Source organism: Paraburkholderia sediminicola (assembly GCF_046030555.1).
Classification (GTDB): domain Bacteria; phylum Pseudomonadota; class Gammaproteobacteria; order Burkholderiales; family Burkholderiaceae; genus Paraburkholderia; species Paraburkholderia sediminicola_E.
The window spans coordinates 16687-43674 of sequence record NZ_JAQQCH010000011.1 but is presented as its reverse complement, the minus strand read 5'-3'; the positions used below and the strand labels follow the sequence as shown (position 1 = coordinate 43674).

Below are 26988 nucleotides of genomic sequence, written 5' to 3'. Positions count from 1 at the left end.
CATGTTGCATGGTTGTAATTTGCGAATGCGCATACGGAGTAATCCACGGCACGGCCTTTCTTCCGTGACCGCCTGTCTAGTTCTCAAGGAAATCGACATGTCCGCAGTTGAAACAAGCAAGAAGTCCGAAGTCGTTGCGCAATTCGCACGCGCAGCTAACGACACCGGCTCCCCCGAAGTTCAGGTCGCGCTGCTCACGACCCGCATCAACGAACTGACCGTTCACTTCAAGGCTCACACGAAAGATCACCACAGCCGCCGCGGTCTGCTGCGCATGGTGAGCCGCCGTCGCAAGCTGCTCGACTACCTGAAGGGTAAGGACGCGGATCGTTACCGCGCACTGATCGAGAAGCTGGGTCTGCGTAAGTAATCGGCCAGTCGTTCAGCAAGATGCCTGTGTCAGTTCCACTGATACAGGCATTTTGTTTTTGCACGGTGCGCTTCATGTGATGCGCACTGCCTGTTGGACGCGGTAGCGTGACGATTCATGCGGCGACTAGCAGGAAAACAGCAGTAAAAAAAGCAGCAAAAGAGCAGAAATACGGCCGGGCTTCAGGGCAGAGCTTTGTGTCATTCCAGCGGTTCGCGCGCGTAGAGCGTGGTTCTCTGGAATGGCATAACACTACTCTTTCCCTGCGGCGCCGGTCCTGGCGTTGCCGCGCCGCTTCTGGTCCGCGCGGCATTACGAAGAGGAAAAGCAATGACTATGTTCAATAAGATCGTCAAAGAATTTCAGTGGGGCCAACATAAGGTTCGCCTCGAAACGGGCGAAGTCGCCCGTCAGGCAGGCGGCGCGGTGATTGTGGACATCGAAGACACCGTCGTGCTGGCTACTGTGGTCGGCGCCAAGACCGCCAAGCCGGGCCAGGACTTCTTCCCGCTGACCGTCGATTACCTCGAAAAGACCTACGCTGCAGGCAAGATCCCCGGTGGTTTCTTCCGCCGTGAAGGCCGCCCGTCGGAAGGCGAAACGCTGACCTCGCGCCTGATCGACCGTCCGCTGCGTCCGCTGTTCCCGGAAGGCTTCTACAACGAAGTCCAGGTCGTGATTCACGTCCTGTCGCTGAACCCCGAAATCCCCGCTGACATCCCCGCGCTGATCGGCGCGTCGGCGGCGCTTGCTATTTCCGGTCTGCCGTTCAACGGCCCGGTCGGCGCAGCACGCGTGGCCTACATCAACAACGAATACGTGTTGAACCCGACGCGTCCGCAGATGAAGGAATCGGCACTCGACCTGATCGTCGCCGGTACGGAACGCGCGGTGCTGATGGTGGAATCGGAAGCGCAACAACTGTCCGAAGAAATCATGCTCGGCGCAGTGGTGTTTGGCCACGAACAAATGCAGGTCGCGATCGACGTGATCCATGAGATGGTTCGCGAAGGCGGCAAGCCGGAATGGGACTGGAAGCCGGCCGCCAAGAACGAGCCGCTGATCGCACGCGTGTCGGAACTGGCGCAAGCCGATCTGCTCGCCGCCTATCAGATTCGCGACAAGCAGGCGCGTTCGGCCAAGCTGAAGGAAGTCTACGCAGCGACGTCGGCCAAGCTGGAAGAAGAAGCCGCCGCAGCTGGCACCGTCGCAGCCGACAAGGCTAGCGTCGGCAATGTGCTGTTCGACATCGAGGCGAAGATCGTCCGTACCCAGATCCTGAACGGCGAGCCGCGTATCGACGGCCGCGACACGCGCACCGTGCGTCCGATCGAAATCCGTACCGGCGTGCTGCCGCGTACGCACGGCTCGGCCTTGTTCACGCGTGGCGAAACGCAGGCCATGGTGGTCGCAACGCTGGGCACGAAGGGCGATGAGCAGAACATCGACGCGCTCGAAGGCGAGTACCGCGAACGCTTCATGCTTCACTACAACATGCCTCCGTTCGCGACCGGCGAAACGGGCCGCGTCGGTTCGCCGAAGCGCCGTGAAATCGGTCACGGCCGTCTGGCCAAGCGCGCGCTGGCTGCGTGCCTGCCGAGCGCCGACGAATTCGGCTACTCGATTCGCGTGGTGTCGGAAATCACCGAGTCGAACGGTTCGTCGTCGATGGCTTCGGTGTGCGGCGGCTGCCTCGCACTGATGGATGCCGGCGTGCCGATGAAGGCGCACGTCGCCGGCATCGCGATGGGCCTGATCCTGGAAGGCAACAAGTTTGCTGTGCTGACCGACATCCTCGGCGACGAAGATCACCTCGGCGACATGGACTTCAAGGTGGCGGGTACTGAGCAAGGCGTGACCGCGCTGCAGATGGACATCAAGATCCAGGGCATCACCAAGGAAATCATGCAGGTCGCCCTCGCGCAAGCGAAGGAAGGCCGTATGCACATCCTCGGCAAGATGACCTCGGCTGTGTCGGGCGCGAATACAGTGCTGTCGGACTACGCACCGCGCATGATCACCATCAAGATCAATCCGGAAAAGATCCGCGACGTGATCGGCAAGGGTGGTTCGGTGATCCGCGCGCTGACCGAAGAAACCGGCACGACGATCGATATTTCGGACGACGGCGTCGTCACCATCGCCAGCACGAGCAGCGAAGGGATGGCCGAAGCGAAGAAGCGTATCGAGAACATCACGCTGGAAGTCGAAGTGGGCCAGGTGTACGAAGGTACTGTGCTCAAGCTGCTCGACTTCGGCGCGATCGTGAACATCCTGCCGGGCAAGGACGGTCTGTTGCACATCTCCGAAATCGCCAACGAGCGTATCAAGGACATCAACGACTACCTGAAGGACGGCCAGCAGGTGAAGGTCAAGGTCATCCAGACGGACGAAAAGGGCCGCGTGCGTTTGTCGGCCAAGGCGTTGTTGAACGACGCCTCGAATGGCGCGCCGCAAGGCGAACCGACACCGCAGTAATGCGGTAGAAGGGCGACGGCCGGCAGCGCGAATGCGCGCCGGCCGTTTTTCATGAAGGGTGCAGGGTGGATTGCGTTGCAAGCAGGTGCGAGCAGACGCAAGCAGATGCAAACCGGTATAAGCGGGTACTCTGTTTGCATGAAGCGCTTCGTCGCGGTTCAGGCGATTTTCGCCATTTCGTTCCAGTAGGCAACGCAATCCAATCTTGGAGTTGACGCAGATGAAAGCGATCGAAATCACCGAATTCGGCGCACCGGAAGTCCTCAAGCTGGCGGAGCGGCCCACGCCGCAGCCGAAAGCGGGCGAGGTGCTGATCAAGGTGGCGGCATCCGGCATCAACCGTCCGGACGTGTTCCAGCGCAAAGGCGGCTATGCGCCGCCGCCGGGTGCATCGGATCTGCCGGGGCTGGAGGTGGCGGGTGAGATCGTCGGCGGCACTATCGACGAGAAGAACAACCCGTTCGGCCTGAAAGTGGGCGACCGCGTGTGCGCATTGCTCGCAGGCGGTGGTTACGCGGAATATGCGACCGCGCCGCTGTTGCAGTGCTTGCCGGTGCCAGGTGGTTTGTCGGACGTCGAGGCGGCTTCGCTGCCGGAAACATTCTTCACGGTGTGGAGCAATGTGTTCGACCGTGCGCAGCTGGGCAAGGGCGAAGGCGCCCCGAACGAGACGCTGCTCGTGCAGGGCGGCTCGAGCGGCATCGGTGTGACGGCGATCCAGATCGCGCACGCGCTGGGTTTTCGCGTGTTCGCCACGGCCGGGTCGGACGAAAAGTGCCGCGCCTGCGAGGCGCTCGGCGCCGAACGTGCGATCAACTACAAGACTGAAGATTTCGTCGAAGTCATCAAATCGCTGACAAACGATCGCGGTGTCGACGTGATCCTCGACATGGTGGCGGGCAGTTATGTGCCGCGTGAGCTGACGGCATTGGCCGACGGCGGCCGTATCGTGCTGATCGCGTTGCTGGGCGGCGCGAAAGCGGAACTGAATCTGAACGAGGTGCTGCGCCGCCGTTTGACGGTGACGGGTTCGACGTTGCGCCCGCGGCCGATCGAGTTCAAGGCGAAGATCGCCGCGCAATTGAAAGAGCGCGTGTGGCCACACCTCGAAGATGGCGGCATCAAGCCGGTGGTGCACCGTGTGTTTCCTGCCGCGCAGGCCGCTGAGGCGCACGCGCTGATGGAAAGCAGCACGCACGTTGGCAAGATCGTGCTGACTTGGGGTCAGGACGCTTGACACAGTCGGTTTGACGCGGTCGGTTTGACCCGATCCACCCCACGCAGTAAAATTGCGCGTTTTGCGCACGCCGCATGAATCCGAAAGGCGGGCTATAGGCGCAAACCAGGTCCGCCGCCAAGACAAGACGAGACGATGTCGAAACAACGAGCCAAGCTGGTAGTCGGTAACTGGAAGATGCACGGGCGCCTTGCTGAGAACGCAACGCTGTTGCAGGCGGTGGCGCAAGGCGCGGGCGAATTGCCGGCCGATGTTCGCGTCGGTGTCTGTGTGCCGAGCCCTTATCTCGCGCAGACTCAATCGTTGCTGGAAGGCAGCAAGGTCGTGTGGGGCGTGCAGGATGTCTCCGCGTTCACGCATGGGGCTTATACCGGCGAAGTGGCAGCGCAGATGGTGGTGGATTTCGGCGCCACGCTTGCGATCGTTGGGCACTCGGAGCGCCGTGCCTACCATCGTGAAAGCGCAGAGTTGGTTGCGGTGAAGACACAACGTGTGCTGGAAGCGGGTTTGACCCCGATCGTGTGTGTCGGCGAAACGCTTGAAGAGCGTGAAGCCGGCTCGACCGAGCAGGTGGTCGGCACGCAACTGGATGAAGTGCTGGCGAAATTGTCGGCGGAAGAGGCGGCGCGCATTGTTGTCGCATACGAACCGGTTTGGGCGATCGGCACAGGTAAGAGTGCCACCTCGGACCAGGCGCAAGCGGTGCATGCGTTCCTGCGTTCGCGTCTTGCGGTGAAGGGCGCGGCGGTAGCGGATGTGCCGGTGTTGTATGGCGGCAGCGTGAAGCCGGAGAACGCGGAAGAATTGTTCCGCCAGCCGGATATCGACGGCGGCCTGATCGGCGGCGCGTCGTTGAAAGACCAGGATTTCCTGGCGATCTGCAAGGCGGCCGGCGCGATCAGCGTCGCCAGTTAAGCAGGGCGCCTCGGCGAGGATGACCCAATCCCGCGTGGCACACTTTGTGTGGCGCGGTTAAATAAAGACTCAGGTGAGTGTGATGCTGTATTTGAAAACATTGATTATCGTCGTTCAGCTATTGTCGGCACTCGGGGTCATCGGCCTTGTGTTGCTGCAACACGGCAAAGGCGCCGATATGGGCGCTGCTTTTGGTAGCGGCGCATCGGGCAGCCTGTTCGGCGCGACCGGTTCGGCAAACTTTTTGTCGCGTACCACGGCCGTCCTCGCAGCCGTGTTTTTTGTAACAACATTGACGCTCACATACCTCGGCGCGTATCGTGCAAAACCGTCCGCAGGCTTGCTGGGTGCGGCTGTAACTGCTCCGATTGCGGCTTCCGCTGCGTCCGCTCCGGCGGGCGGTTCGGCTGTCTTGCCAGCATCCGCAGCATCGGTCCCCGCGACGGATGTGCCGAAATAAATTTTTCGTTCAAAGTGCTTTTGTGCGTTGAACAAACTGTTTAGACCAGTTACAATCTTAGTCTTGAAGCGATTCGCGGGTTTTATAAGTTGTTTTCCCGGATTGCATACAGTGCCGACGTGGTGAAATTGGTAGACACGCTATCTTGAGGGGGTAGTGGCGAAAGCTGTGCGAGTTCGAGTCTCGCCGTCGGCACCAAATGTTATCTAAATGCCAGCCGCTTGCTTCGCTTCGGCTGGCATTTTCACTTCTGACGCGCGGCTTGCGGTATGTGCGTTGCCGAAGTGATTTCGCGTCAGGAGTGCTATGCTCTTGGCGGCATTCAGAACCAACCGATAGAGGATAGTCTTGAACCTCGCAGCCTATTTCCCCGTCTTGTTGTTCCTCATTGTGGGCACCGGTTTAGGCGTAGCACTGGTCAGCATTGGCAAGATCCTCGGTCCCAATAAGCCCGATACCGAGAAAAACGCACCATACGAGTGCGGCTTCGAAGCATTCGAAGATGCGCGTATGAAGTTCGATGTGCGCTACTACCTCGTCGCCATTCTCTTCATCATTTTCGACCTTGAAACCGCGTTCCTGTTCCCGTGGGGTGTGGCCCTGCGCGACATCGGCTGGCCTGGCTTCATGGCGATGATGATTTTCCTGCTCGAATTCCTGTTGGGCTTTGCCTATATCTGGAAGAAAGGCGGCCTCGACTGGGAATGATGGATTAATCGCCGGTTTGCGTGGGTGGCCAAGGCTTGCCGCCCCGTCTGGAGTGGAAAGCAAATGAGTATCGAAGGGGTCTTGAAGGAAGGGTTTGTCACCACTACGGCAGACAAACTGATCAACTGGACGCGCACCGGCTCCTTATGGCCGATGACGTTCGGTCTCGCGTGCTGTGCGGTTGAGATGATGCATGCGGGCGCTGCCCGTTATGACCTTGACCGTTTCGGCGTGGTGTTTCGTCCGAGTCCGCGTCAGTCGGACGTGATGATCGTCGCCGGCACGCTGTGCAACAAGATGGCACCGGCTCTGCGCAAGGTTTACGATCAGATGGCCGAGCCGCGCTGGGTGATCTCGATGGGTTCGTGCGCGAACGGCGGCGGTTACTACCACTATTCCTATTCGGTAGTGCGCGGCTGCGATCGGATTGTACCGGTCGACGTCTACGTGCCAGGTTGCCCGCCTACTGCGGAAGCGCTGGTGTATGGCGTGATCCAGTTGCAGGCCAAGATCCGCCGCACCAATACAATCGCCCGTCAATAAGGCAACGCCTCCCCACAATATGGCAAGCAAACTCGAGACCCTGAAAGCGAACCTCGAGGCGGCCTTTGGCGGCCTCCTGTTGAGCACCACCGAAGCAGTCGGTGAGTTGACGATCGTCGTGAAGGCGAGCGATTACATCCACGTTGCAACGCGTCTGCGCGACGATCGCTCGCTCGGCTTCGAGCAACTGATGGATCTGTGCGGCGTCGACTATCAGACTTACGCCGATGGCGCATACGACGGCCCGCGTTTCGCGGCCGTGCTGCATTTGTTGTCCGTGCAGAACAACTGGCGTCTGCGCTTGCGCGTGTTCGCACCGGACGACGAGGTGCCGATCGTTGCATCGGTCGTCGATATCTGGAGTTCGGCCAACTGGTACGAGCGCGAAGCATTCGACCTGTACGGCATCGTCTTCGAGGGTCACCCGGACCTGCGCCGCATCCTGACCGATTACGGTTTCATTGGTCACCCGTTCCGTAAAGATTTCCCTGTCTCCGGTTACGTCGAAATGCGTTACGACCCGGAAGAGAAGCGCGTCGTCTATCAGCCTGTGACGATCGAGCCGCGGGAAATTACGCCGCGCGTGATCCGCGAGGATCGCTATGGCGGTCTGAAACACTAAGAGAACGCCATGGCAGAGATCAAGAACTACACGCTCAACTTCGGCCCTCAGCATCCGGCAGCGCACGGTGTGCTGCGCCTCGTGCTCGAGCTCGACGGCGAAGTCATCCAGCGCGCCGATCCGCACATCGGTCTGCTGCATCGCGCGACCGAGAAACTCGCGGAAACCAAAACCTTCATCCAGTCCGTGCCGTATATGGACCGTCTCGACTACGTGTCGATGATGGTCAACGAGCACGGCTACGTGATGGCGATCGAAAAGCTGCTCGGTATCGAAGTGCCGATTCGCGCACAGTACATCCGAGTGATGTTCGACGAAGTGACGCGCGTGCTGAATCACCTGATGTGGATCGGCGCACACGCGCTGGACGTCGGCGCGATGGCGGTGTTTCTGTATGCGTTCCGCGAACGCGAAGACCTGATGGACGTGTACGAAGCAGTGTCCGGCGCACGGATGCACGCGGCTTACTATCGTCCGGGCGGTGTCTATCGCGATCTGCCTGACGCAATGCCGCAATACAAGGCGTCGAAGATTCGCAATGCGAAGGCCTTGTCGAGGATGAACGAGAACCGTCAAGGTTCGCTGCTCGACTTCATCGACGATTTCTTCACGCGTTTCCCGAAGTGCGTCGACGAATACGAAACGCTGCTCACCGACAACCGGATCTGGAAGCAACGTCTGGTCGGCATCGGCGTGGTCACCCCGGAGCGGGCGCTGAACCTCGGTATGACCGGCGCGATGTTGCGCGGCTCGGGTATCGAGTGGGATCTGCGCAAGAAGCAGCCGTACGAAGTCTACGACAAGATGGATTTCGACATTCCGGTCGGCGTTAATGGCGATTGTTATGACCGATATCTGGTTCGCGTCGAAGAAATGCGCCAGTCCACGCGGATTGTGAAACAGTGCATTGAGTGGTTGCGTAAGAATCCAGGTCCGGTGATGGTCGACAATCACAAGGTTGCGCCGCCGTCGCGTGTCGGCATGAAGTCGAACATGGAAGAGCTGATTCACCACTTCAAGCTCTTCACGGAAGGCTTCCACGTACCGGAAGGCGAAGCGTATGCGGCCGTCGAACATCCGAAGGGCGAGTTCGGTATCTACCTGATCTCGGACGGCGCGAACAAGCCGTATCGCCTGAAGATTCGCGCGCCGGGCTATGCGCACCTGTCCACGCTCGATGAAATGGCGCGCGGTCACATGATCGCCGACGCTGTGACGATCATCGGTACGCAGGACATCGTGTTCGGCGAAGTGGATCGCTAGGACGTATTCATCGGCGCGCGTCTTCAGCTTGCACCGAAGCACGCGTCAAGCACAGGAACGCCGGGTCTGTCGCAGCATGATGTAAGCGACGGGTTTTCGTTCGGTAGGAATTGAAAGAGTCGTGTCTGAAAATGATCTCAGCTGAAGGCCTGAAAGAAATCGATCGTGCGATCGCGAAGTATCCCGCCGATCAGAAACAGTCCGCCGTGATGTCGGCGCTGGCTACTGCTCAGGAAGAGCATGGCTGGCTGTCGCCCGAACTCATGCAGTTCGTCGCGGACTATCTCGGCATGCCGGCGGTCGCCGTGCAGGAGGTGGCTACCTTCTACACGATGTACGAGACCTCACCGGTCGGCAAGTACAAGATCACGCTCTGCACGAACCTGCCGTGCCAGCTCGGCCCGGACGGCGGTTCAGACAGTGCCGCTGAATATCTGAAGCAGAAGCTCGGCATCGACTTCGGCGAAACCACGGCTGACGGCAAGTTCACCTTGAAAGAAGGTGAGTGCATGGGTTCGTGCGGCGATGCGCCGGTGATGCTGGTGAACAACCATCGCATGTGCAGCTTCATGAGCCGCGCGAAGATCGACCAGCTGCTCGAGGAACTTTCGAAATGACGTCTTTACACGATCGTCACATCAAACCGCTGATTCTCGCCGGCCTGAACGGCGACAACTGGCGTCTCGAAGACTATGTGGCGCGCGGCGGTTACGCCCAGCTGCGCCGCATTCTGGAAGAAAAAATTCCGCCCGAGCAGGTGATCGCCGACGTCAAGGCGTCGGGTCTGCGCGGCCGCGGCGGTGCGGGCTTCCCGACCGGGCTGAAGTGGAGCTTCATGCCGCGTCAGTTCCCGGGGCAGAAGTACCTCGTCTGCAATTCGGACGAAGGCGAACCGGGCACGTTCAAAGACCGCGACATCCTGCGCTTCAATCCGCACTCGCTGATCGAAGGCATGGCCATTGGCGCGTACGCAATGGGCATCACGGTCGGCTACAACTATATCCACGGCGAAATCTGGGAAGTCTACAAGCGCTTTGAAGAAGCGTTGGACGAAGCCCGTCGCGCCGGGTTCCTCGGCGACAACATCATGGGTTCGGGCTTCTCGTTCGAACTGCATGCGCACCACGGTTACGGCGCCTACATTTGCGGCGAAGAAACCGCGCTGCTCGAATCGCTCGAAGGCAAGAAGGGTCAGCCGCGCTTCAAGCCGCCGTTCCCGGCGAGCTTCGGCGTGTATGGCAAGCCGACCACGATCAACAACACTGAGACGTTCGCCGCGGTGCCGTTCCTGCTCGCGATCGGTCCGCAGAATTACCTCGAAATCGGCAAGCCGAACAACGGCGGCACGAAGATTTTCTCGGTCGCAGGCGACGTCGAGCGTCCGGGCAATTATGAAGTTCCGCTCGGCACACCGTTCGCCACACTGATGGAACTGGCCGGCGGCATGCGCGGCGGCAAGAAGATCAAGGCCGTGATTCCTGGCGGCTCGTCGGCACCGGTGATTCCGGGCGACATCATGATGCAGACCGACATGGACTACGACTCGATCGCGAAGGCTGGTTCGATGCTCGGTTCCGGCGCGGTCATCGTGATGGACGAGACGCGTTGTATGGTCCGTTCGCTGCTGCGTCTGTCGTATTTCTATTACGAAGAGTCGTGCGGCCAGTGCACGCCGTGCCGCGAAGGCACGGGTTGGCTCTATCGCGTTGTGCATCGTATCGAACACGGGCTTGGCCGTCCGGAAGATCTGGATCTGCTGAACTCGGTTGCTGAGAACATCATGGGCCGCACGATTTGCGCGCTCGGCGATGCAGCGGCCATGCCGGTTCGCGGCATGCTCAAGCACTACTGGGACGAATTCGAATATCACGTCGCCCACAAGCATTGTCTCGTCGGCGGTCACGCGGGTGCGGCAGCGGCGTCGGAAACAGTGGCTGCCTAAGTACGCCAGATAGCGCACCAGAACACGTCATCCGCGGGATTCATCGCCTGAAACGGGCGATGAGAACGGCGAACGGTTGAGCGGTAACAGGTTAAGGAAGATTGACCATCATGGTTGAACTTGAAATAGACGGCAAGAAAGTAGAGGTGCCTGAAGGCAGCATGGTGATCCAGGCTGCGCATAAGGTCGACACGTACATTCCGCACTTCTGCTATCACAAGAAGCTGTCGATTGCGGCCAACTGCCGGATGTGTCTGGTCGATGTCGAAAAGATGCCGAAGGCCGTGCCCGCATGCGCCACGCCGGTGTCGGCCGGCATGATCGTGCGCACCAAGTCCGAGAAGGCGGTGAAGGGCCAGCAAGCTGTGATGGAATTCCTGCTGATCAACCACCCGCTGGATTGCCCGATCTGCGATCAGGGCGGTGAGTGTCAGTTGCAGGATCTGGCCGTGGGCTACGGCAAGTCGGCATCGCGCTATAGCGAAGAAAAGCGCGTGGTGTTCCACAAGAACGTCGGCCCGCTGATCTCGATGGAAGAAATGTCGCGCTGCATCCATTGCACGCGTTGCGTCCGTTTCGGCCAGGAAGTGGCCGGCGTGATGGAACTCGGCATGTTGGGCCGCGGTGAACATTCGGAAATCACGTCGTTCGTCGGCAAGACGGTCGACTCCGAACTGTCGGGCAACATGATCGATCTGTGCCCGGTCGGCGCGTTGACCAGCAAACCGTTCCGTTACAGTGCCCGGACGTGGGAATTGTCGCGCCGCAAATCGGTGAGCCCGCACGATTCCGTCGGCGCAAACCTCGTGGTGCAAGTGAAGAACAACCGCGTGATGCGTGTTCTGCCGTTCGAAAACGAGTCCATCAACGAATGCTGGATTTCGGACAAGGACCGCTTCTCGTATGAAGGCTTGAACAGCCCGGAACGTCTCACACAGCCGATGCTCAAGCAAGACGGCAAGTGGATCGAGACCGACTGGCAAACCGCGCTGGAATATGTGGTCAAGGGTTTGAAGGGCATCAAGGGCGACCACGGCGCGAACGCGCTGGCTGCGCTCGGCACCGCCCACAGCACCGTCGAAGAACTATTCCTGCTGAAGCAGCTCGCACAAGCGGTTGGTACGCCTAACGTCGACTTCCGTCTGCGCCAGTCGGATTTCTCCGCACCCGTCAACGGTGCACCATGGCTCGGCACGACGATCGCCGACCTCTCGAACGTCGACGCCGCACTGGTGATCGGTTCGGATCTGCGCCGCGACCATCCGCTGTTCGCCGCGCGTCTGCGCCAAGCCGCCAAGAGCGGTACGAAACTCACGCTCGTCCAGGCCACCAATGACGACGCGCTGATCCCGCAAGCGCAACGTGTCGTTGCCGCGCCGTCGGCATGGCTCGACGCACTGGCTGGTATCGCCGGCGCGGTATCGGAAGCAAACGGCGTTGCACTGCCGGAAGCGTTCACCGGCACGCAGCCGACGGATGCCAACAAACAAGTCGCGAAGTCGCTCGCCACGGGCGAACTCCGCGTGGTGCTGCTCGGCAACGGCGCGGTCCGTCATCCGGACTTCGCCGCGATTCACGCCGCGGCGCAATGGATCGCAGACGCGACCGGCGCAACGTTGGGCTTCCTCACCGAAGCCGCCAACACGGTCGGCGCGCATCTCGTGAACGCATTGCCGGGCGAGGGCGGTTTGAACGCTCGGGAAGTGTTCGAGCAACCGCGCAAGGGTTATGTGCTGCTGAACGTCGAACCTGAGTTCGACACGGCCAATCCGGCACAGGCTTTGGCCGCGCTGAAGCAGGCTGAAATGGTTGTTGTCATGTCGCCGTTCCAGACGGGCGCCGACTATGCAGACGTGCTGCTGCCGATCGCGCCGTTCACGGAAACGGCCGGCACGTTCGTCAACGCCGAAGGTACCGTGCAGACATTCAACGGCGTCGTGCGTCCGCTTGGCGATACGCGTCCGGCATGGAAAGTTTTGCGTGTATTGGGCAGCCTGCTGGGCGTGCCTGGCTTCGAATTCGACACGTCGGAAGAAGTGCGCACGGCAGCCCTTGGCGATGGCGATCTTGGCCCGCGTCTGTCGAATAGGACGGCCGCCACGGTTGCACGCGGCAAGGCAGCGAAGGCAGCGGAAGGCAAGTTCGAGCGTATCGCCAACGTGCCGATTTATCATGCCGACGCGCTGGTGCGTCGTGCTGAATCGCTGCATCTGACGGCAGCGGCGCGTGCAGCGAATTCGGTTGGTCTGCCGGCTGCGCTGTTCGACAAACTGGGTTTGAAGGAAGGCGACGCAGTGCGCGTGCGCCAGGGCGAGCAATCGGTGCAGTTGCCGGCCGTGCGCGACGCAAATCTTGCGGAGACGGTCGTCCGCGTATCGGCGGCTACGCCTGCCGGTGCAGCGCTGGGCAGCCTGTTCGGTGAACTGGTGGTGGAGAAGGCGTAAATGAGCTTGTTCGATACGATCAACTCGGGCGGCACACAGCTTCTCGGTGTGGCATGGCCCACGGTGTGGGCACTGGTGCGCATCCTGGTGGTGGCCGTCGTGATCCTGCTGTGCGTGGCTTACCTGATTCTGTGGGAGCGTAAGCTGATCGGCTGGATGCACGTGCGTCTCGGTCCTAATCGCGTTGGCCCCGCAGGTTTGCTGCAGCCAATCGCCGACGTGCTGAAACTGTTGCTGAAAGAAGTGATTCAGCCGGCGCAGGCTAGCCGCTGGATCTATATGATCGCGCCGATCATGGTGGTGGTGCCGGCCTTCGCGGTCTGGGCGGTGATTCCGTTCCAGGCTGGCGCGGTCCTCGGTGACATCAACGCGGGTCTGCTGTACGCAATGGCGATCTCGTCGATCGGCGTGTACGGCGTGATTCTGGCGGGCTGGGCGTCGAACTCGAAATACGCGTTCCTCGGCGCCATGCGCGCGGCCGCTCAAATGGTCTCGTACGAAATTTCGATGGGTTTCGCCCTCGTCGTCGTGCTGATGACCTCGGGCAGCCTGAATCTGTCGGACATCGTCGGTTCGCAAGAGCGCGGTATTTTCGCCAGCTACGGTCTGAATTTCCTGTCTTGGAACTGGCTGCCGCTGCTGCCCATGTTCGTTGTGTACTTCATCTCGGGCATCGCCGAAACGAACCGTCACCCGTTCGACGTGGTGGAAGGTGAGTCGGAAATCGTGGCGGGCCACATGATCGATTACTCGGGGATGGCGTTCGCGCTGTTCTTCCTCGCCGAGTACATCAACATGATCGTGATCTCGGCATTGGCTGCAACACTGTTCCTCGGCGGCTGGAGTGCACCGTTCGGTTTCCTGTCGTTTATCCCGGGCATCTTCTGGCTGGTGCTGAAGGTTTTCTTCCTGTTGTCGGTATTCATCTGGGCGCGTGCCACGTTCCCGCGCTATCGCTATGACCAGATCATGCGTCTGGGCTGGAAAATTTTCATTCCGGTTTGCGTGGTGTGGCTCATCGTGGTCGGCTTCTGGATCATGTCGCCGTTGAATATCTGGAAATAAAGGGCGGATGAACCTATGACCGCAATTCAAAACTTTTTCAAGACCTTCTTCCTGACGGAACTGCTCAAAGGCCTTGCATTGACTGGACGTTACACGTTCAAGCGCAAGGTGACGGTGCAGTTCCCGGAAGAGAAGACTCCGATTTCGCCGCGTTTCCGCGGCCTGCATGCGCTGCGCCGCTATGAAAACGGCGAAGAACGCTGCATCGCCTGCAAGCTGTGTGAGGCGGTGTGTCCGGCGCTGGCTATTACGATCGAATCGGAAACCCGCGCGGATAACACGCGCCGCACGACGCGTTACGACATCGACCTGACCAAGTGCATCTTCTGCGGTTTCTGCGAAGAGAGCTGCCCGGTCGATTCGATCGTCGAAACGCACATTCTCGAATATCACGGCGAAAAGCGCGGTGACCTGTATTTCACGAAGGACATGCTGCTGGCCGTGGGCGATCGCTACGAAGCGGAGATCGCTGCGAGTAAGGCAGCCGACGCGCCGTATCGTTGAAGCGCTTCAGTTAAAGCGGTAAATGCAGCAGTAACACGGCCTGTTGTCGGGCCGAGCGCCGCGGCCTGATTGCCGCGGCACGGCGCACCTGTGCGGTTGTTCTGGCGGTTTCGGCCGCTTTTGCCCGCTACACGTGCCAAAGAACAATGCCTGACGATGGCCTAACGATGAATCGGTAATCATGGAATTCACGACCGTACTGTTCTACATCTTCGCACTGCTCCTGGTGGTTTCAGGGCTGAAGGTGATCACCTCGCGCAACCCGGTTTCGTCCGCACTGTTTCTGGTGCTGGCGTTCTTCAACGCAGCCGCGATCTGGATGCTGCTGCAGGCCGAGTTTCTCGCGATCCTGCTGGTGCTGGTGTATGTCGGCGCGGTGATGGTGCTGTTCCTGTTCGTCGTGATGATGCTGGACATCAACATCGACGTGCTGCGCAAAGACTTCAAACGCTTTGTGCCAATGGCCACGCTGGTCGGCGCGATCATCGTGATCGAGACCGCGCTGATCCTGTGGCACGGCTACGGCGCGACCGCCACGGCGCTGCGAGACACCACGGCTGCCGCGAACGGTATGGCCGACTGGTCGAACACCCGCCTGATCGGCAAGGTCATCTACACCGACTACATTTTCGCGTTCGAAGTCGCCGGCCTTGTGCTGCTGGTGGCGATCATCGCGGCGATTGCGCTGACCACGAGTCACAAGAAAGATAGCAAGCGTCAGAACGTCAGCGAACAGGTCAAGGTGCGTGCTCAGGACCGCGTGCGTATCGTGAAGATGGCATCTGAAAAGACCGCGGCAACTGTCGCGGCGGAAGAAGCCGCCGCGACTGCGGCGGCAGCAGCGGCCGACTCGGCACCCGCTAAGAACAGCTGAGCGGACAGGAGATAGAAATCATGTTGACCCTTGCTCATTACCTTGTCCTCGGTGCGATCCTGTTTGCGATCAGCATCGTCGGCATTTTCCTGAACCGTCGCAACGTCATCATCATCCTGATGGCGATCGAACTGATGCTACTGGCGGTGAACACCAATTTCGTCGCGTTTTCGCATTACCTCGGCGACATCCATGGCCAGATCTTCGTCTTCTTCGTGCTGACGGTTGCAGCAGCGGAAGCGGCGATCGGCCTGGCGATTCTGGTGACCCTGTTCCGTAGCCTCGACACGATCAATGTCGAGGACCTCGATCAGCTCAAAGGTTAATTTCAGGTAAAGCGGTTATGTCAACGACACTCAATGAAAACCTGCTGCTGGCGATCCCGCTGGCACCGCTGGCCGGCTCCCTGATTGCGGGGCTGTTTGGGAAAGCGGTAGGGCGAGCCGGCGCGCACTCGGTTACGATCCTCGGCGTCGCGATCTCGTTCATCCTTTCGGCCATCGTCTTCTTCCAGGTGATGGACGGCGCGAGCTTCAACGCCACCGTATATAACTGGATGCAAATCGGCCAGACGAAGTTCGAGGTCGGCTTCCTGGTCGACTCGCTGACGGCGATGATGATGTGCGTGGTGACCTTCGTGTCGCTCATGGTGCACATCTACACGATCGGCTACATGGCCGACGACGACGGCTACCAGCGCTTCTTCTCGTACATCTCGCTGTTCACGTTCTCGATGTTGATGCTCGTGATGAGCAACAACTTCCTGCAACTGTTCTTCGGTTGGGAAGCGGTGGGCCTGGTGTCGTACCTGCTGATCGGCTTCTACTTCACGCGTCCGACGGCGATTTACGCGAACATGAAAGCGTTTATCGTGAACCGCATCGGAGACTTCGGTTTCCTGCTCGGTATCGGCCTGCTGTTTGCGTTCGCCGGTTCGATGAACTACGGCGATGTGTTCGCGAAGCGTACCGAACTCGCCGCATTGAGCTTCCCGGGCACGGACTGGGGTCTGCTGACGGTTGCCTGCATTTGCCTCTTCATCGGCGCGATGGGTAAGTCGGCGCAGTTCCCGCTGCACGTCTGGCTGCCGGATTCGATGGAAGGCCCGACGCCGATCTCCGCACTGATTCACGCGGCAACCATGGTGACGGCCGGTATCTTCATGGTGACGCGCATGTCGCCGCTGTTCGAACTGTCGGATACGGCGTTGTCGTTCGTGATGGTGATTGGTGCGATCACGGCGTTGTTCATGGGCTTCCTCGGGATTATCCAGAACGACATCAAGCGCGTGGTGGCTTACTCGACGCTGTCGCAGCTTGGTTACATGACGGTCGCACTCGGCGCATCGGCCTACTCGGTCGCTGTGTTCCACCTGATGACGCACGCGTTCTTCAAGGCGCTGCTGTTCCTCGGCGCGGGTTCCGTGATTATCGGCATGCACCACGATCAGGACATCCGCAACATGGGCGGCCTGCGCAAGTACATGCCGATCACCTGGATCACGTCGCTGGTCGGTTCGCTGGCGCTGATCGGTACGCCGTTCTTCTCTGGCTTCTACTCGAAAGACTCGATCATCGACGCAGTGAAGCTGTCGAATCTGCCGGGTTCAGGTTTCGCCTACTTCGCGGTGGTGGCGAGCGTGTTCGTCACTGCGCTGTACTCGTTCCGTATGTACTTCCTGGTGTTCCACGGCAAGGAGCGCTTCCGCGATCCGAAGCATCCGGAATCGCCGATGGGCATCGAAGCGGCCGCGCACGCGCATGACGGTCACGGCCATGACGCGCACGGCCACGGCCACGGTCACGACGACCACGCTCACGAGCCGCATGAAACGCCGTGGGTGGTGTGGTTGCCGCTGGTGCTGCTGGCGATTCCGTCGGTGGTGATCGGTGCGATCGGTGTCGGCCCGATGCTGTTCGGTGACTTCTTCCAGCATGGCGTGGCGTTCGACAAGGTGATCTTCATCGGCGCAAACCATCCGGCGCTGCAAGAGATGACTGAGGAATTCCACGGCTGGGCGTCAATGGGTCTGCATTCCGTCTCGGGTCTGCCGGTCTGGCTGGCGCTCGCGGGTGTGGTAGTCGCGTGGTTCCTGTACCTGGTTCGTCCTGATCTGCCGGCTGTCATCAAGCGCGCGTTCGGTCCGATCTACACGCTGCTCGACAACAAGTACTACATGGACAAGATCAACGAAGTCGTGTTCGCGCGGGGCGCCGTGGCAATTGGCCGTGGTCTCTGGAAGGAAGGCGACGTCGTGGTCATCGACGGTATCGTCAACGGTAGCGCGCGCTTTATCGCCTGGTTTGCCGGCGTGATCCGCTTCCTCCAATCCGGTTACATCTACCACTACGCGTTTGCCATGATTATCGGCATGTTGGGGCTCCTGACCCTGTTTGTAACGCTCGGCGGCAAATAAGGCGAGGGACACTAATGCACGCTTATCCGATTCTCAGTATTGCGATCTGGTTACCGATCCTCGTAGGTCTCCTGGTCCTGGCTATCGGTTCCGACCGGAACCCGGCTCCGGCGCGCTGGATTGCGCTGATCGGCTCGGTCGTCAGCTTCATCGTGACGATCCCGCTGATTACTGGTTTTGATTCGAGCACCGCCGATCTGCAGTTCGTCGAAAAGGCGAACTGGATCGAGCGCTTCAATATCACGTACCACCTGGGTGTCGACGGCATCTCGATGTGGTTCGTCGTGTTGACCGCATTGATTACGGTGATCGTCGTGATCGCCGGGTGGGAAGTGATCACGAAGAACGTGGCGCAGTACCTCGCTTCGTTCCTGATCCTGTCCGGCATCATGGTCGGTGTGTTCAGTGCAGCCGACGGCATGTTGTTCTACGTGTTCTTCGAAGCGACGCTGATTCCGATGTACATCATCATCGGGGTGTGGGGTGGGGCGAACCGCGTGTATGCGGCGTTCAAGTTCTTCCTGTACACGCTGATGGGCTCGCTGCTGATGCTGGTCGCGCTGCTTTACCTGTACATCCAGACCGGCACGTTCGATCTGGCTACATGGCAGAACGCGCAGATCGGCATGACGCCGCAGATATTGATATTTATAGCGTTCTTCATGGCCTTCGCCGTGAAGGTGCCGATGTGGCCGGTTCACACGTGGTTGCCTGACGCGCACGTGGAAGCGCCGACCGGCGGCTCGGTCGTGCTGGCCGCGATCATGCTGAAGCTGGGCGCCTATGGTTTCGTGCGCTTCTCGCTGCCGATCGCACCGGACGCGAGCCACTTCCTCGCGCCAGTCGTTATCACGCTGTCGCTGATCGCGGTGATCTACATCGGCCTGGTTGCGATGGTGCAGGCCGACATGAAGAAGCTGGTCGCGTATTCGTCGATCGCGCACATGGGTTTTGTGACGCTCGGCTTCTTCATCTTCAACCAGCTCGGCATGGAAGGCGCGATCGTGCAGATGATCTCGCACGGCTTCGTGTCGGGCGCGATGTTCCTGAGCATCGGCGTACTGTATGACCGCATGCACTCGCGTCAGATCGCCGATTACGGTGGCGTTGTCAACGTGATGCCGAAGTTCGCGGCATTCGTGATGCTGTTCTCCATGGCCAATTGCGGCTTGCCGGGTACCTCCGGTTTCGTCGGCGAGTTCATGGTGATTCTGGCTGCTGTCCAGTACAACTTCTGGATCGCAGGCGGTGCGGCTGTCACGCTGATTCTCGGTGCGGCCTACACGCTGTGGATGTACAAGCGGGTGTACTTCGGCGCGATCGCCAACGATCACGTGAAGGGCCTTATCGATATCAACCGTCGCGAGTTTTTCATGCTGGCAGTGCTTGCTGCACTGACGCTGTTCATGGGCCTGTATCCGAAGCCCTTTACCGATGTGATGCACGTATCCGTGGAAAACCTCCTCTCCCACGTCGCGCAGTCCAAACTGCCGTTGCCACAGTAATGCAGAGCGGAGGAATTTAAAGATCATGCAAAACGCCCCTATGACTGTTCTGTTACCCGACGCACTGGTGATGCTCGCCGTTGTGCTCGCGTGGCTCAACGACACGTTCGTCGGCCAGGCCGGTCGCCGCACCACGTATTTCATCGCGTTCTTCTCGACGCTGATTGCTGGCATCTGGTTCGCGGTGAACGCGTTCGACCCTCAGGTGCACTACTTCTTCGGTCACATGTATGTGGTGGATTCGTTCGCCAGCGTGATGAAAGCAGTGGTGACGCTCGGCTATGCCGTGTCGATCGTTTATTCGCGCCGGTACCTCGAGGATCGCGGGCTGTTTCGCGGCGAATTCTTCCTGTTGGGCATGTTCTCGTTGCTCGGCCAGCTCGTGATGATCTCGGGCAACAACTTCCTGACGCTGTACCTCGGTCTGGAGCTGATGTCGCTGTCGTTGTACGGCGCGATCGCACTGCGTCGCGACGCGGCGCCGTCGAACGAAGCGGCAATGAAGTACTACGTACTTGGCGCGCTGGCTTCCGGCTTCCTGCTGTACGGCATTTCGATGCTTTATGGCGCGACCGGTTCGCTCGACCTGAACGAAGTGTTCAAGGCGATCGGCACGAGCCACTACGATCCGAGCGTGCTGCTGTTCGGCGTGATCTTCATCGTGGCAGGCGTGGCGTTCAAGATGGGCGCGGTGCCGTTCCACATGTGGGTGCCAGACGTGTATCAGGGCGCTCCGACGGCCATGACGCTGATGGTCGGCGGCGGTCCGAAGGTGGCGGCATTCGCGTGGGGCCTGCGCTTCCTCGTGATGGGCCTGTTGCCGCTGGCGGTCGAATGGCAGGAAATGCTGGTGATTCTGGCGGCGTTGTCGCTGATCGTCGGTAACATCACCGGTATCGTGCAACGCAACGTCAAGCGGATGCTCGCGTATTCGGCGATCTCGAACATGGGCTTCGTGCTGCTGGGCCTGCTGGCCGGCGTGGTTGACCACAAGACCACGGGCGCAGCCAATGCGTACGGTTCGGCGATGTACTACAGCATCGTCTACCTGATTACGACGATGGGCACCTTCGGCATCATCATGCTGCTGGCACGCCGCGATTTTGAAGCCGATACGCTCGAAGACTTCAAGGGCCTGAATCAACGCAGCCCGGTGTTTGCGTTCGTCATGATGGTGATGATGTTCTCGCTCGCCGGCATCCCGCCTGCGGTCGGCTTCTACGCCAAACTCGCGGTGCTGCAGGCAACCATGAATGCCGGTTTGACCTGGCTGACTGTGCTGGCTGTGATTACGTCGCTGTTCGGTGCGTTCTACTACCTGCGTATCGTCAAGCTGATGTACTTCGACGAACCGCAAGACAAGTCGCCGATCCTTGCCGACACGAGCACGCGTGCCTTGCTGGCGCTCAATGGGGTTGCCGTGCTGGTGCTCGGTATCGTGCCGGATCCGCTGTTGAAGGCCTGCCTGCAGGCTATCCAGCACACGCTGCTGCTCTGATGTCGGCTGCGGGTTGGTTTATCGTGTTGTTGGCGCTGGTCGGCGCCAACCTGCCGTTCCTGAATCAGCGTCTCTTCGCCGCCGTGCCGTTGAAAGCGGCGAAGAAGAGCCTCTGGATCCGGATTGCCGAATTGATCATGCTGTACTTTGTGGTCGGCGCGCTCGGTTTTCTGCTGGAAGCACGGGCGGGTAATCGCTTCGAACAGGGGTGGCAGTTTTACGCGATCACATTCGCGTTGTTCATCGTGTTTTCATTCCCAGGCTTTACCTTCCAGTATCTCGTCAAACGTCGCTGACGGCGCCCCGCCGTCGCGCACCACGCTGTCCTGAGGTCGCATATGGCTGAACTTCCCGATCACGATGCCGCGCTCACCGAGACCTGTCTCGAGAGCAAAACGATCCATCAAGGGCCGTTCCTGACGCTCAAGTGCGATACCGTCCGCTTGCCCGACGGTAAGCAGGCCACTCGCGAGTATGTTCAGCATCCTGGCGCCGTGATGGTGATTCCGCTATTCGACGACGGCCGCGTGTTGCTGGAAAGCCAGTACCGCTATCCGATGGGTAAGGTCATGGTCGAGTATCCGGCGGGCAAGCTCGATCCGAACGAAGGCGCGCTGGCCTGCGCGAAACGTGAACTGCAGGAAGAGACCGGCTATACGGCGCGCGAATATGTTTATCTGACGCGCATCCATCCGATCATTTCCTATTCGACCGAATTCATCGATATTTACCTGGCGCGCGGGCTGACTGCCGGCGAGCGCAAACTCGACGACGGTGAGTTTCTCGAACTGTTCACCGCCAGCGTCGCCGATATGTTGGAATGGGTACGGTCGGGCAAGGTGACGGACGTGAAAACCATCATCGGCACGTTCTGGCTAGAGAAGGTGTTGTCGGGTGCCTGGCCAATGGCCGAGCCGCAATAGCGCATTCGGTTCAGAACGCAGAACGGGCGGGAGTCAGGCGCCGACTGCAAAATCTGACAAAGCCCCTGTCGGTCTATGACCGGCAGGGGCTTTGTCATGTGCGGTCATGATATCGACTCAAAACGTCACCCCTATGTCTGAAAAATGGGTTCCGTCCTATGCCATCTGACAGTCTCGCCCCACGGCCATTGCCGCTCTAGTATCGACGTCTGGCAGTCGGGTTTGTTATCCCACTTATTTTGGATAACGAAGGGTATGAGATGAATTCGATTGTGGTCGCAGGCGCACTTGGTTGTCACTTGACAACCAAGTGCGCCTGCCCTAAATTGGAGGCTATAGATGGTTCGTGGGATCCATTCCAAGAAAGAGGTCGAGGCCGCGCTGACTTACGCGAAAAGAAACGGCTGGCGTGTCCTGGGCGGCGCTAAAGGTCACGCTTGGGGAAAGATGTACTGTCCTTACAACGACGCGGAATGTCGTTGTGGCGAGTTCTGTATTTCGAGTGTGTGGAGTACGCCGAAAAATCCCGGCAATCACGCAAAGCACCTCAGGCGCATCGTCGACAACTGCACGACGCGTCGGCAGTAAAAGTGTTCGAAGGGCAAAAGCCCGAAGCTGAATGAAGGTAGGAGTAGCTTATGGAATATGTGTTCACCTTGAAGTACCGGCTCGTTGCGGAAGACTGCGATCTTGACGAGATCGTTGAGCGATTGGGCGCAGCCGGATGCGACGACGCGACTATCGGCGTGGGGCAACCGGGACGCATTGCGCTGGTTTTTGCTCGCGAAGGCGCGTCGGCGTTTGAAGCGCTTGTCAGCGCACTCAAAGATATCAAGCAGGCAGTGCCGTCTGCGTGTCTTGTCGAGGCGGGGCCGGATTTCGTCGGCCTCACTGATGTCGCAGAGGTAGCGGGCGTGTCGCGGCAAAACATGCGCAAGCTGATGCTGAGCCACGCAATCGACTTTCCGCCGCCGGTTCACGAGGGCAGTGCGTCGGTGTGGCATCTGTCGGACATTTTGGACTGGCTGACTGCGCGCGGCGGGTATGACATCAAGTCGGACATATTCGACGTCGCGAAATCGGCCAAGCAGATCAACCTCGCCAAAGAGGCGCTCAAACTCGAGCCGCGGCTTAACCGCCAACTCGAATTCCTTGTGGCATAAAAGGGGCGCAACGGCAAGCGCGCCAACCCATGAACTCCATCCAATCGGCCCACCCTTTCATCTGTGGGTTTGGTGTGCCGTTTGCCGGTTGAGCCACGTTCGGCAGTCCGTTGCGCAAAGCGTTAAAATCGCCCACCGCGTTTGATTTATCGGCGACGCTTGGCGTCAACGCGCCGTCCGTAAAAATTTACGAACGACCGTTCACAAATTTCCATTTTGCGCTAAACTGGCACGCAAGCCCTGATTCCACATGAAGGTCCTCGATTTACAGTGCCCGCATGGCCATCGGTTCGAAGGCTGGTTTGCTTCGGCTGATGACTTCGAGTCGCAGCAGTCCCGCAAGCTCGTCGAATGTCCGATCTGCGGTGCGAACGAAGTGAGCCGTCTGCCGTCGGCACCCCGACTGAATCTGTCGGGAGCGACTGACACGAAAGTCCCCGCAAGCTCGGGGGACATGCAGGCGCGTGTAATGCGTGCATTGCGCGAGGTACTTGAAAAGACCGAGAACGTGGGCGACCGCTTCGCTGAGGAAGCACGGCGCATTCACTACAACGAAGCGCCTGCACGCAATATTCGCGGTGTCACGACACCGGAAGACGCGAAAGCCTTGGTCGAAGAAGGCATCGAAGTGATGCCGCTGCCGGTCCCGGCTGCCTTGAAGGAACCGCTGCAATAGCGCAGTGGCTCACTGGCAGCGGGTGGTTGCGGCCAGGAGACACGACGCATGAATCTGGACTATTCCCCCGCTGACGACGCGTTCCGCGCCGACATCCGCGCTTGGCTCGAAGCGAATCTGCCTCGCGAGCTGAGCGACAAAGTACTCAACCACAAACGTCTGAACCGCGAAGACTTCGCGGGCTGGCATAAGCTGCTCGGCACGCGCGGCTGGTCGGTTATCGCGTGGCCGAAAGAATACGGTGGCCCAGGCTGGGACGCGACCCAACGGCACATCTGGGACGAAGAGTGCGCGCGTATCGGCGCGCCGTCCGTGTTGCCGTTCGGCGTCTCAATGGTGGCACCGGTGCTGATGAAGTACGGCAATGAGGCGCAGAAGCGCCACTATCTGCCGCGCATTCTCGACGGTACGGACTGGTGGTGTCAGGGCTATTCTGAACCGGGCTCCGGTTCAGATCTGGCCTCGCTGCGCACGCGTGCCGAGCGCGCTGGCGATCACTATGTGGTCAACGGTCAGAAGACCTGGACCACGTTGGGCCAGTACGCCGACATGATGTTCTGCCTCGTGCGCACCGACAGCGGCGCGAAAAAGCAGGAGGGCATCTCGTTCCTGCTGATCGATATGAAAACGCCGGGCATCACTGTGCGCCCAATCATCACGCTCGACGAAGACCACGAAGTCAACGAAGTGTTCTTCGAGGGCGTAAAGGTGCCGGTCGAAAATCTGGTCGGCGAAGAGAATCGTGGCTGGACGTATGCGAAGTACCTGCTCGGGCACGAGCGCACCGGTATTGCGCGTGTCGGGCAATCGAAGCGCGAACTCGTATTTCTGAAGCGCCTCGCGCTGGATCAGCGCAAGAACGGCAAGCCGTTGCTGCAAGATCCTGTGTTCGCCGCGAAAGTCGCGAGCCTTGAGATCGAACTGATGGCGCTCGAAGTCACCGTGCAACGCGTAGTCGCCAATGAAACGGGGGGACGTGGGCCGGGACCGGAAGCCTCGATGCTCAAGATTAAGGGCACGGAAGTGCAGCAAGCGCTGACCGAACTGATGTTCGAGGCAGTCGGGCCGCTCGCCGCACCGTTCGACGTGCCATTCCTTGAAGGCGAACGCGAACATAGCCTCGCCGGTGACGACGACGCCGCGCCGTTGGCCGCGTATTACTTCAACTTCCGGAAGACGTCGATTTACGGCGGCTCGAACGAAATTCAAAAGAACATCATCGCGCAGATGATTCTGGGACTCTGAGGAGCGGCGCATGGACTTCACTTTCAACGACGAACAACAGCAATTCGCTGACGCGCTGCGCCGTTATCTGGACAAGAGCTACGGGTTCGAAGCGCGGCAGGCGATCGTGCGTTCGGAATCCGGTGTGTCGGATACGCACTGGACAGCTTTCACCGAACTGGGGCTGACCGCGTTGCCGGTGCCGGAAGTGCAGGGTGGCTTCAACGGCAGCCCGATCGACATGCTGGTGGTCATGCAGGAACTCGGCCGTGCTTTGGTGGTCGAGCCGTATTGGGCGACCGCGGTGGGTATCGAAGCGCTACGGCTTGCGGGCACCGGGCAGGGCGAAGACGCATCGCTGCTTGAACGCGCGGCTCAGGGCGAAATCAAGCTGGCAGTGGCATTTCACGAACCCCACGCACGCTACGACCTGTTCGAGGTCGAAACAGCCGCGAGCGGGCAGGGCGAACAGCAGACATTGACGGGCACGAAATCGGTTGTGCTGCACGGCGCACAGGCGGATTACTGGATCGTGCCGGCCCGGCTGAATGGCGAGATTGCGCTTTTTGTCGTCGCCCGCGATGCGGTCGGCGTCAAAGTCACCGACTACCGCACAATCGATGGCCAGCGCGCCGCAACGCTCAATTTCGTTGGCACGCCGGCACGCCAGCTCACCGGCAAATACGCGGGTGCCGCCGCGCTCGAGCACATCGCAGACTACGGCACGGTATTGCTGTGTGCGGAAGCGGTCGGCGCGCTCGACGCACTGAACCACGCCACGGTTGAGTACACGAAGACGCGCCAGCAGTTCGGTCAACCGATCGCGCGTTTTCAGGCGTTGCAGCATCGCATGGTCGAAATGTTGATTCATGCCGAGCAGGCGCGTTCGGTCACCTATCTGGCGGCCATGCGCTACACCAGCGTGGACGCCGACGAACGTCGCCGCGCGGTCTCGGCGGCGAAGGCGCGCGTCGGTCAGGCCGCGCGTTTCGTCGGTCAGCAGGCGGTCCAATTGCACGGCGGCATGGGCGTCACGAACGAAGTCGCGGCGGCACATCTTTTCAAACGTCTTGCTATCATCGAAACCACATTGGGCGATGTCGATCACCATCTCGCGCGGTTCGCCGCGCTGCCCGGTTTTGTCTCTGCCGAAGCTTGATCAGCCGGTCGAATCGGATAAGAAAGAGGTGTGACGATGGGTCTGAGTTACGAGGACATGGTAGTTGGCACGACTACCGAAATCGGTAAGCATACTTTTGCGCGTGAAGAGATTGTCGAGTTCGCGGAGAAGTTTGATCCGCAGCCGTTTCACCTGGACGAAGCTGCAGCCGCTGAGTCGCCGTTTCGTGGACTGGTCGCGAGCGGCTGGCACACCTGTTCGGTCATGATGGGCATGCTGGTGCGCAATGCGATCGCGGGTTCCACGTCGATGGGCTCGCCCGGTATCGACGAGATCCGCTGGTTGAAGCCGGTGCGCGTTGGCGACACGATCACGATGATGAACGCCGTACTCGACAAGCGCGTTTCGGAGAGCAAACCGGATCGCGGCATCGTTTCGACGCAATGGGAAGGCATCAACCAGCACGGCGAAACGGTGATCACGGTGCGCTCCAAGGGCTTGTTCGGACTGCGCAATCCGGGAGTCGTGTCATGACGGGCAGCAGCGCGGTGCCTGTTACAACCTTTGGCGACGCAACGGCGCTGCGTGCGTTGGTTGGCGCTGAGCCGCTCGTTAGCGACTGGCTGACAATCGATCAGGCAAGCGTCGAACGTTTCGCCGAAGCCACCGGCGATCATCAATGGATTCACGTCGACCCCGAACGGGCACGGCGTGAGTCGCCGTTCGGTGGTCCGGTCGCGCATGGGTTCATGACGCTGTCGTTGATTCCGGCGCTGCTGGGCAAGACGGTGGCGCTCGAGCAGCGCATGGGCGTCAATTACGGATTGAATCGCGTGCGGTTCACGTCGCCGGTGCTGGTGGGCTCGCAGTTGCGTGCCCGGTTTGCAGTGAAATCCGTCACCGACGTCGAAAACGCCGGCGTGCAGGTTGAGTGGAATGTGACACTGGAGCGGCAGGGCAGTGAGCGGCCGGTATGTGTCGCGGAGTTCATCACGCGGCATTACTTCTAACCGTTCACAACCGGGCGGTTGGCAAAAA

Annotated in this window: 28 protein-coding genes and 1 tRNA gene; all 29 read left to right on the top strand. The window is 59.8% G+C overall.

Annotation, left to right across the window (positions count from 1 at the left end; translation table 11 throughout):
* The first annotated feature begins 97 nt into the window (after positions 1-97).
* The 29 genes from rpsO (at position 98) to PQQ52_RS17025 (ending at position 26960) form a co-directional block, all read left to right on the top strand.
* On the top strand, positions 98-370 hold the full coding sequence (gene rpsO, locus PQQ52_RS17165; protein WP_011487489.1) for a 30S ribosomal protein S15: 273 nt from the start codon (positions 98-100) through the stop codon (positions 368-370).
* 330 nt (positions 371-700) lie between these two features.
* Positions 701-2848: a polyribonucleotide nucleotidyltransferase gene (gene pnp / locus PQQ52_RS17160; protein ID WP_408213518.1), complete on the top strand. Its 2148-nt coding sequence runs from the start codon at positions 701-703 to the stop codon at positions 2846-2848.
* A gap of 220 nt (positions 2849-3068) precedes the next feature.
* The gene (locus PQQ52_RS17155; RefSeq protein ID WP_408213515.1) at positions 3069-4085 is read left to right on the top strand and encodes an NAD(P)H-quinone oxidoreductase; all 1017 of its coding nucleotides are present in this window, start codon (positions 3069-3071) and stop codon (positions 4083-4085) included.
* A 135-nt stretch (positions 4086-4220) separates the two neighbouring features.
* Entirely contained in the window at positions 4221-5000 is a 780-nt protein-coding gene (gene tpiA / locus PQQ52_RS17150; protein WP_408213513.1) for a triose-phosphate isomerase, read from the top strand.
* 82 nt (positions 5001-5082) lie between these two features.
* Positions 5083-5460: a preprotein translocase subunit SecG gene (secG, locus tag PQQ52_RS17145; protein ID WP_408213510.1), complete on the top strand. Its 378-nt coding sequence runs from the start codon at positions 5083-5085 to the stop codon at positions 5458-5460.
* A gap of 113 nt (positions 5461-5573) precedes the next feature.
* A tRNA-Leu gene (locus tag PQQ52_RS17140) sits at positions 5574-5658 on the top strand.
* A 150-nt stretch (positions 5659-5808) separates the two neighbouring features.
* A complete protein-coding gene (locus tag PQQ52_RS17135; RefSeq protein WP_007175615.1) occupies positions 5809-6168 on the top strand; it encodes an NADH-quinone oxidoreductase subunit A in 360 nt (119 codons plus the stop codon).
* A 63-nt stretch (positions 6169-6231) separates the two neighbouring features.
* The gene (locus tag PQQ52_RS17130) at positions 6232-6711 is read left to right on the top strand and encodes a NuoB/complex I 20 kDa subunit family protein (protein ID WP_006052903.1); all 480 of its coding nucleotides are present in this window, start codon (positions 6232-6234) and stop codon (positions 6709-6711) included.
* 19 nt (positions 6712-6730) lie between these two features.
* A complete protein-coding gene (locus PQQ52_RS17125; RefSeq protein ID WP_154567534.1) occupies positions 6731-7333 on the top strand; it encodes an NADH-quinone oxidoreductase subunit C in 603 nt (200 codons plus the stop codon).
* 9 nt (positions 7334-7342) lie between these two features.
* Positions 7343-8596 carry an NADH-quinone oxidoreductase subunit D gene (locus tag PQQ52_RS17120; RefSeq protein WP_325046509.1) on the top strand — a complete coding sequence of 418 codons (1254 nt, stop codon included), beginning with the start codon at positions 7343-7345 and terminating at the stop codon, positions 8594-8596.
* Positions 8597-8727: 131 nt separating this feature from the next.
* Positions 8728-9213: an NADH-quinone oxidoreductase subunit NuoE gene (nuoE, locus tag PQQ52_RS17115; RefSeq protein WP_054034960.1), complete on the top strand. Its 486-nt coding sequence runs from the start codon at positions 8728-8730 to the stop codon at positions 9211-9213.
* Positions 9210-10538, top strand: coding sequence for an NADH-quinone oxidoreductase subunit NuoF (gene nuoF, locus PQQ52_RS17110; protein WP_408213508.1), 1329 nt, complete (start codon positions 9210-9212; stop codon positions 10536-10538). Before nuoE ends, nuoF begins: the two co-directional genes overlap by 4 nt.
* 110 nt (positions 10539-10648) lie before the next feature.
* Positions 10649-12982: an NADH-quinone oxidoreductase subunit NuoG gene (gene nuoG, locus PQQ52_RS17105; RefSeq protein WP_408213505.1), complete on the top strand. Its 2334-nt coding sequence runs from the start codon at positions 10649-10651 to the stop codon at positions 12980-12982.
* The gene (gene nuoH / locus PQQ52_RS17100) at positions 12983-14047 is read left to right on the top strand and encodes an NADH-quinone oxidoreductase subunit NuoH (protein ID WP_408213502.1); all 1065 of its coding nucleotides are present in this window, start codon (positions 12983-12985) and stop codon (positions 14045-14047) included.
* A gap of 15 nt (positions 14048-14062) precedes the next feature.
* Positions 14063-14551: an NADH-quinone oxidoreductase subunit NuoI gene (gene nuoI, locus PQQ52_RS17095; RefSeq protein ID WP_408213499.1), complete on the top strand. Its 489-nt coding sequence runs from the start codon at positions 14063-14065 to the stop codon at positions 14549-14551.
* A 181-nt stretch (positions 14552-14732) separates the two neighbouring features.
* Positions 14733-15425: an NADH-quinone oxidoreductase subunit J gene (locus tag PQQ52_RS17090; RefSeq protein WP_408213496.1), complete on the top strand. Its 693-nt coding sequence runs from the start codon at positions 14733-14735 to the stop codon at positions 15423-15425.
* Positions 15426-15445: 20 nt separating this feature from the next.
* Positions 15446-15751 (top strand): NADH-quinone oxidoreductase subunit NuoK, encoded by a 306-nt coding sequence (gene nuoK, locus PQQ52_RS17085; RefSeq protein WP_027795463.1) that lies wholly within the window; start codon positions 15446-15448, stop codon positions 15749-15751.
* A gap of 17 nt (positions 15752-15768) precedes the next feature.
* Positions 15769-17841 (top strand): NADH-quinone oxidoreductase subunit L, encoded by a 2073-nt coding sequence (gene nuoL / locus PQQ52_RS17080; RefSeq protein WP_408213493.1) that lies wholly within the window; start codon positions 15769-15771, stop codon positions 17839-17841.
* 14 nt (positions 17842-17855) lie between these two features.
* Positions 17856-19346, top strand: coding sequence for an NADH-quinone oxidoreductase subunit M (locus PQQ52_RS17075; protein WP_408213491.1), 1491 nt, complete (start codon positions 17856-17858; stop codon positions 19344-19346).
* A gap of 25 nt (positions 19347-19371) precedes the next feature.
* Positions 19372-20844 carry an NADH-quinone oxidoreductase subunit NuoN gene (gene nuoN, locus PQQ52_RS17070; protein ID WP_408213488.1) on the top strand — a complete coding sequence of 491 codons (1473 nt, stop codon included), beginning with the start codon at positions 19372-19374 and terminating at the stop codon, positions 20842-20844.
* Positions 20844-21140, top strand: a complete 297-nt coding sequence (locus tag PQQ52_RS17065; protein ID WP_408213485.1) for a DUF2818 family protein — start codon at positions 20844-20846, stop codon at positions 21138-21140. Before nuoN ends, PQQ52_RS17065 begins: the two co-directional genes overlap by 1 nt.
* 42 nt (positions 21141-21182) lie before the next feature.
* Positions 21183-21767 (top strand): NUDIX domain-containing protein, encoded by a 585-nt coding sequence (locus PQQ52_RS17060; protein ID WP_408213482.1) that lies wholly within the window; start codon positions 21183-21185, stop codon positions 21765-21767.
* Between the two features lie 339 nt (positions 21768-22106).
* Positions 22107-22355 (top strand): hypothetical protein, encoded by a 249-nt coding sequence (locus tag PQQ52_RS17055; RefSeq protein WP_408213480.1) that lies wholly within the window; start codon positions 22107-22109, stop codon positions 22353-22355.
* A gap of 50 nt (positions 22356-22405) precedes the next feature.
* Positions 22406-22930, top strand: coding sequence for a helix-turn-helix transcriptional regulator (locus tag PQQ52_RS17050; RefSeq protein WP_408213477.1), 525 nt, complete (start codon positions 22406-22408; stop codon positions 22928-22930).
* A gap of 250 nt (positions 22931-23180) precedes the next feature.
* The gene (locus PQQ52_RS17045; RefSeq protein ID WP_408213474.1) at positions 23181-23606 is read left to right on the top strand and encodes a DUF1178 family protein; all 426 of its coding nucleotides are present in this window, start codon (positions 23181-23183) and stop codon (positions 23604-23606) included.
* A gap of 48 nt (positions 23607-23654) precedes the next feature.
* Complete coding sequence (locus tag PQQ52_RS17040; RefSeq protein WP_408213471.1) at positions 23655-24851, top strand: acyl-CoA dehydrogenase family protein; 1197 nt, start codon at positions 23655-23657, stop codon at positions 24849-24851.
* A gap of 10 nt (positions 24852-24861) precedes the next feature.
* Positions 24862-25989 (top strand): acyl-CoA dehydrogenase family protein, encoded by a 1128-nt coding sequence (locus tag PQQ52_RS17035; RefSeq protein ID WP_408213468.1) that lies wholly within the window; start codon positions 24862-24864, stop codon positions 25987-25989.
* 36 nt (positions 25990-26025) lie between these two features.
* Positions 26026-26484 carry a MaoC family dehydratase gene (locus tag PQQ52_RS17030; protein WP_408213465.1) on the top strand — a complete coding sequence of 153 codons (459 nt, stop codon included), beginning with the start codon at positions 26026-26028 and terminating at the stop codon, positions 26482-26484.
* Entirely contained in the window at positions 26481-26960 is a 480-nt protein-coding gene (locus PQQ52_RS17025) for a MaoC family dehydratase (RefSeq protein ID WP_408213462.1), read from the top strand. The genes PQQ52_RS17030 and PQQ52_RS17025 overlap by 4 nt, the downstream gene beginning before the upstream one ends.
* Positions 26961-26988: the final 28 nt, after the last annotated feature.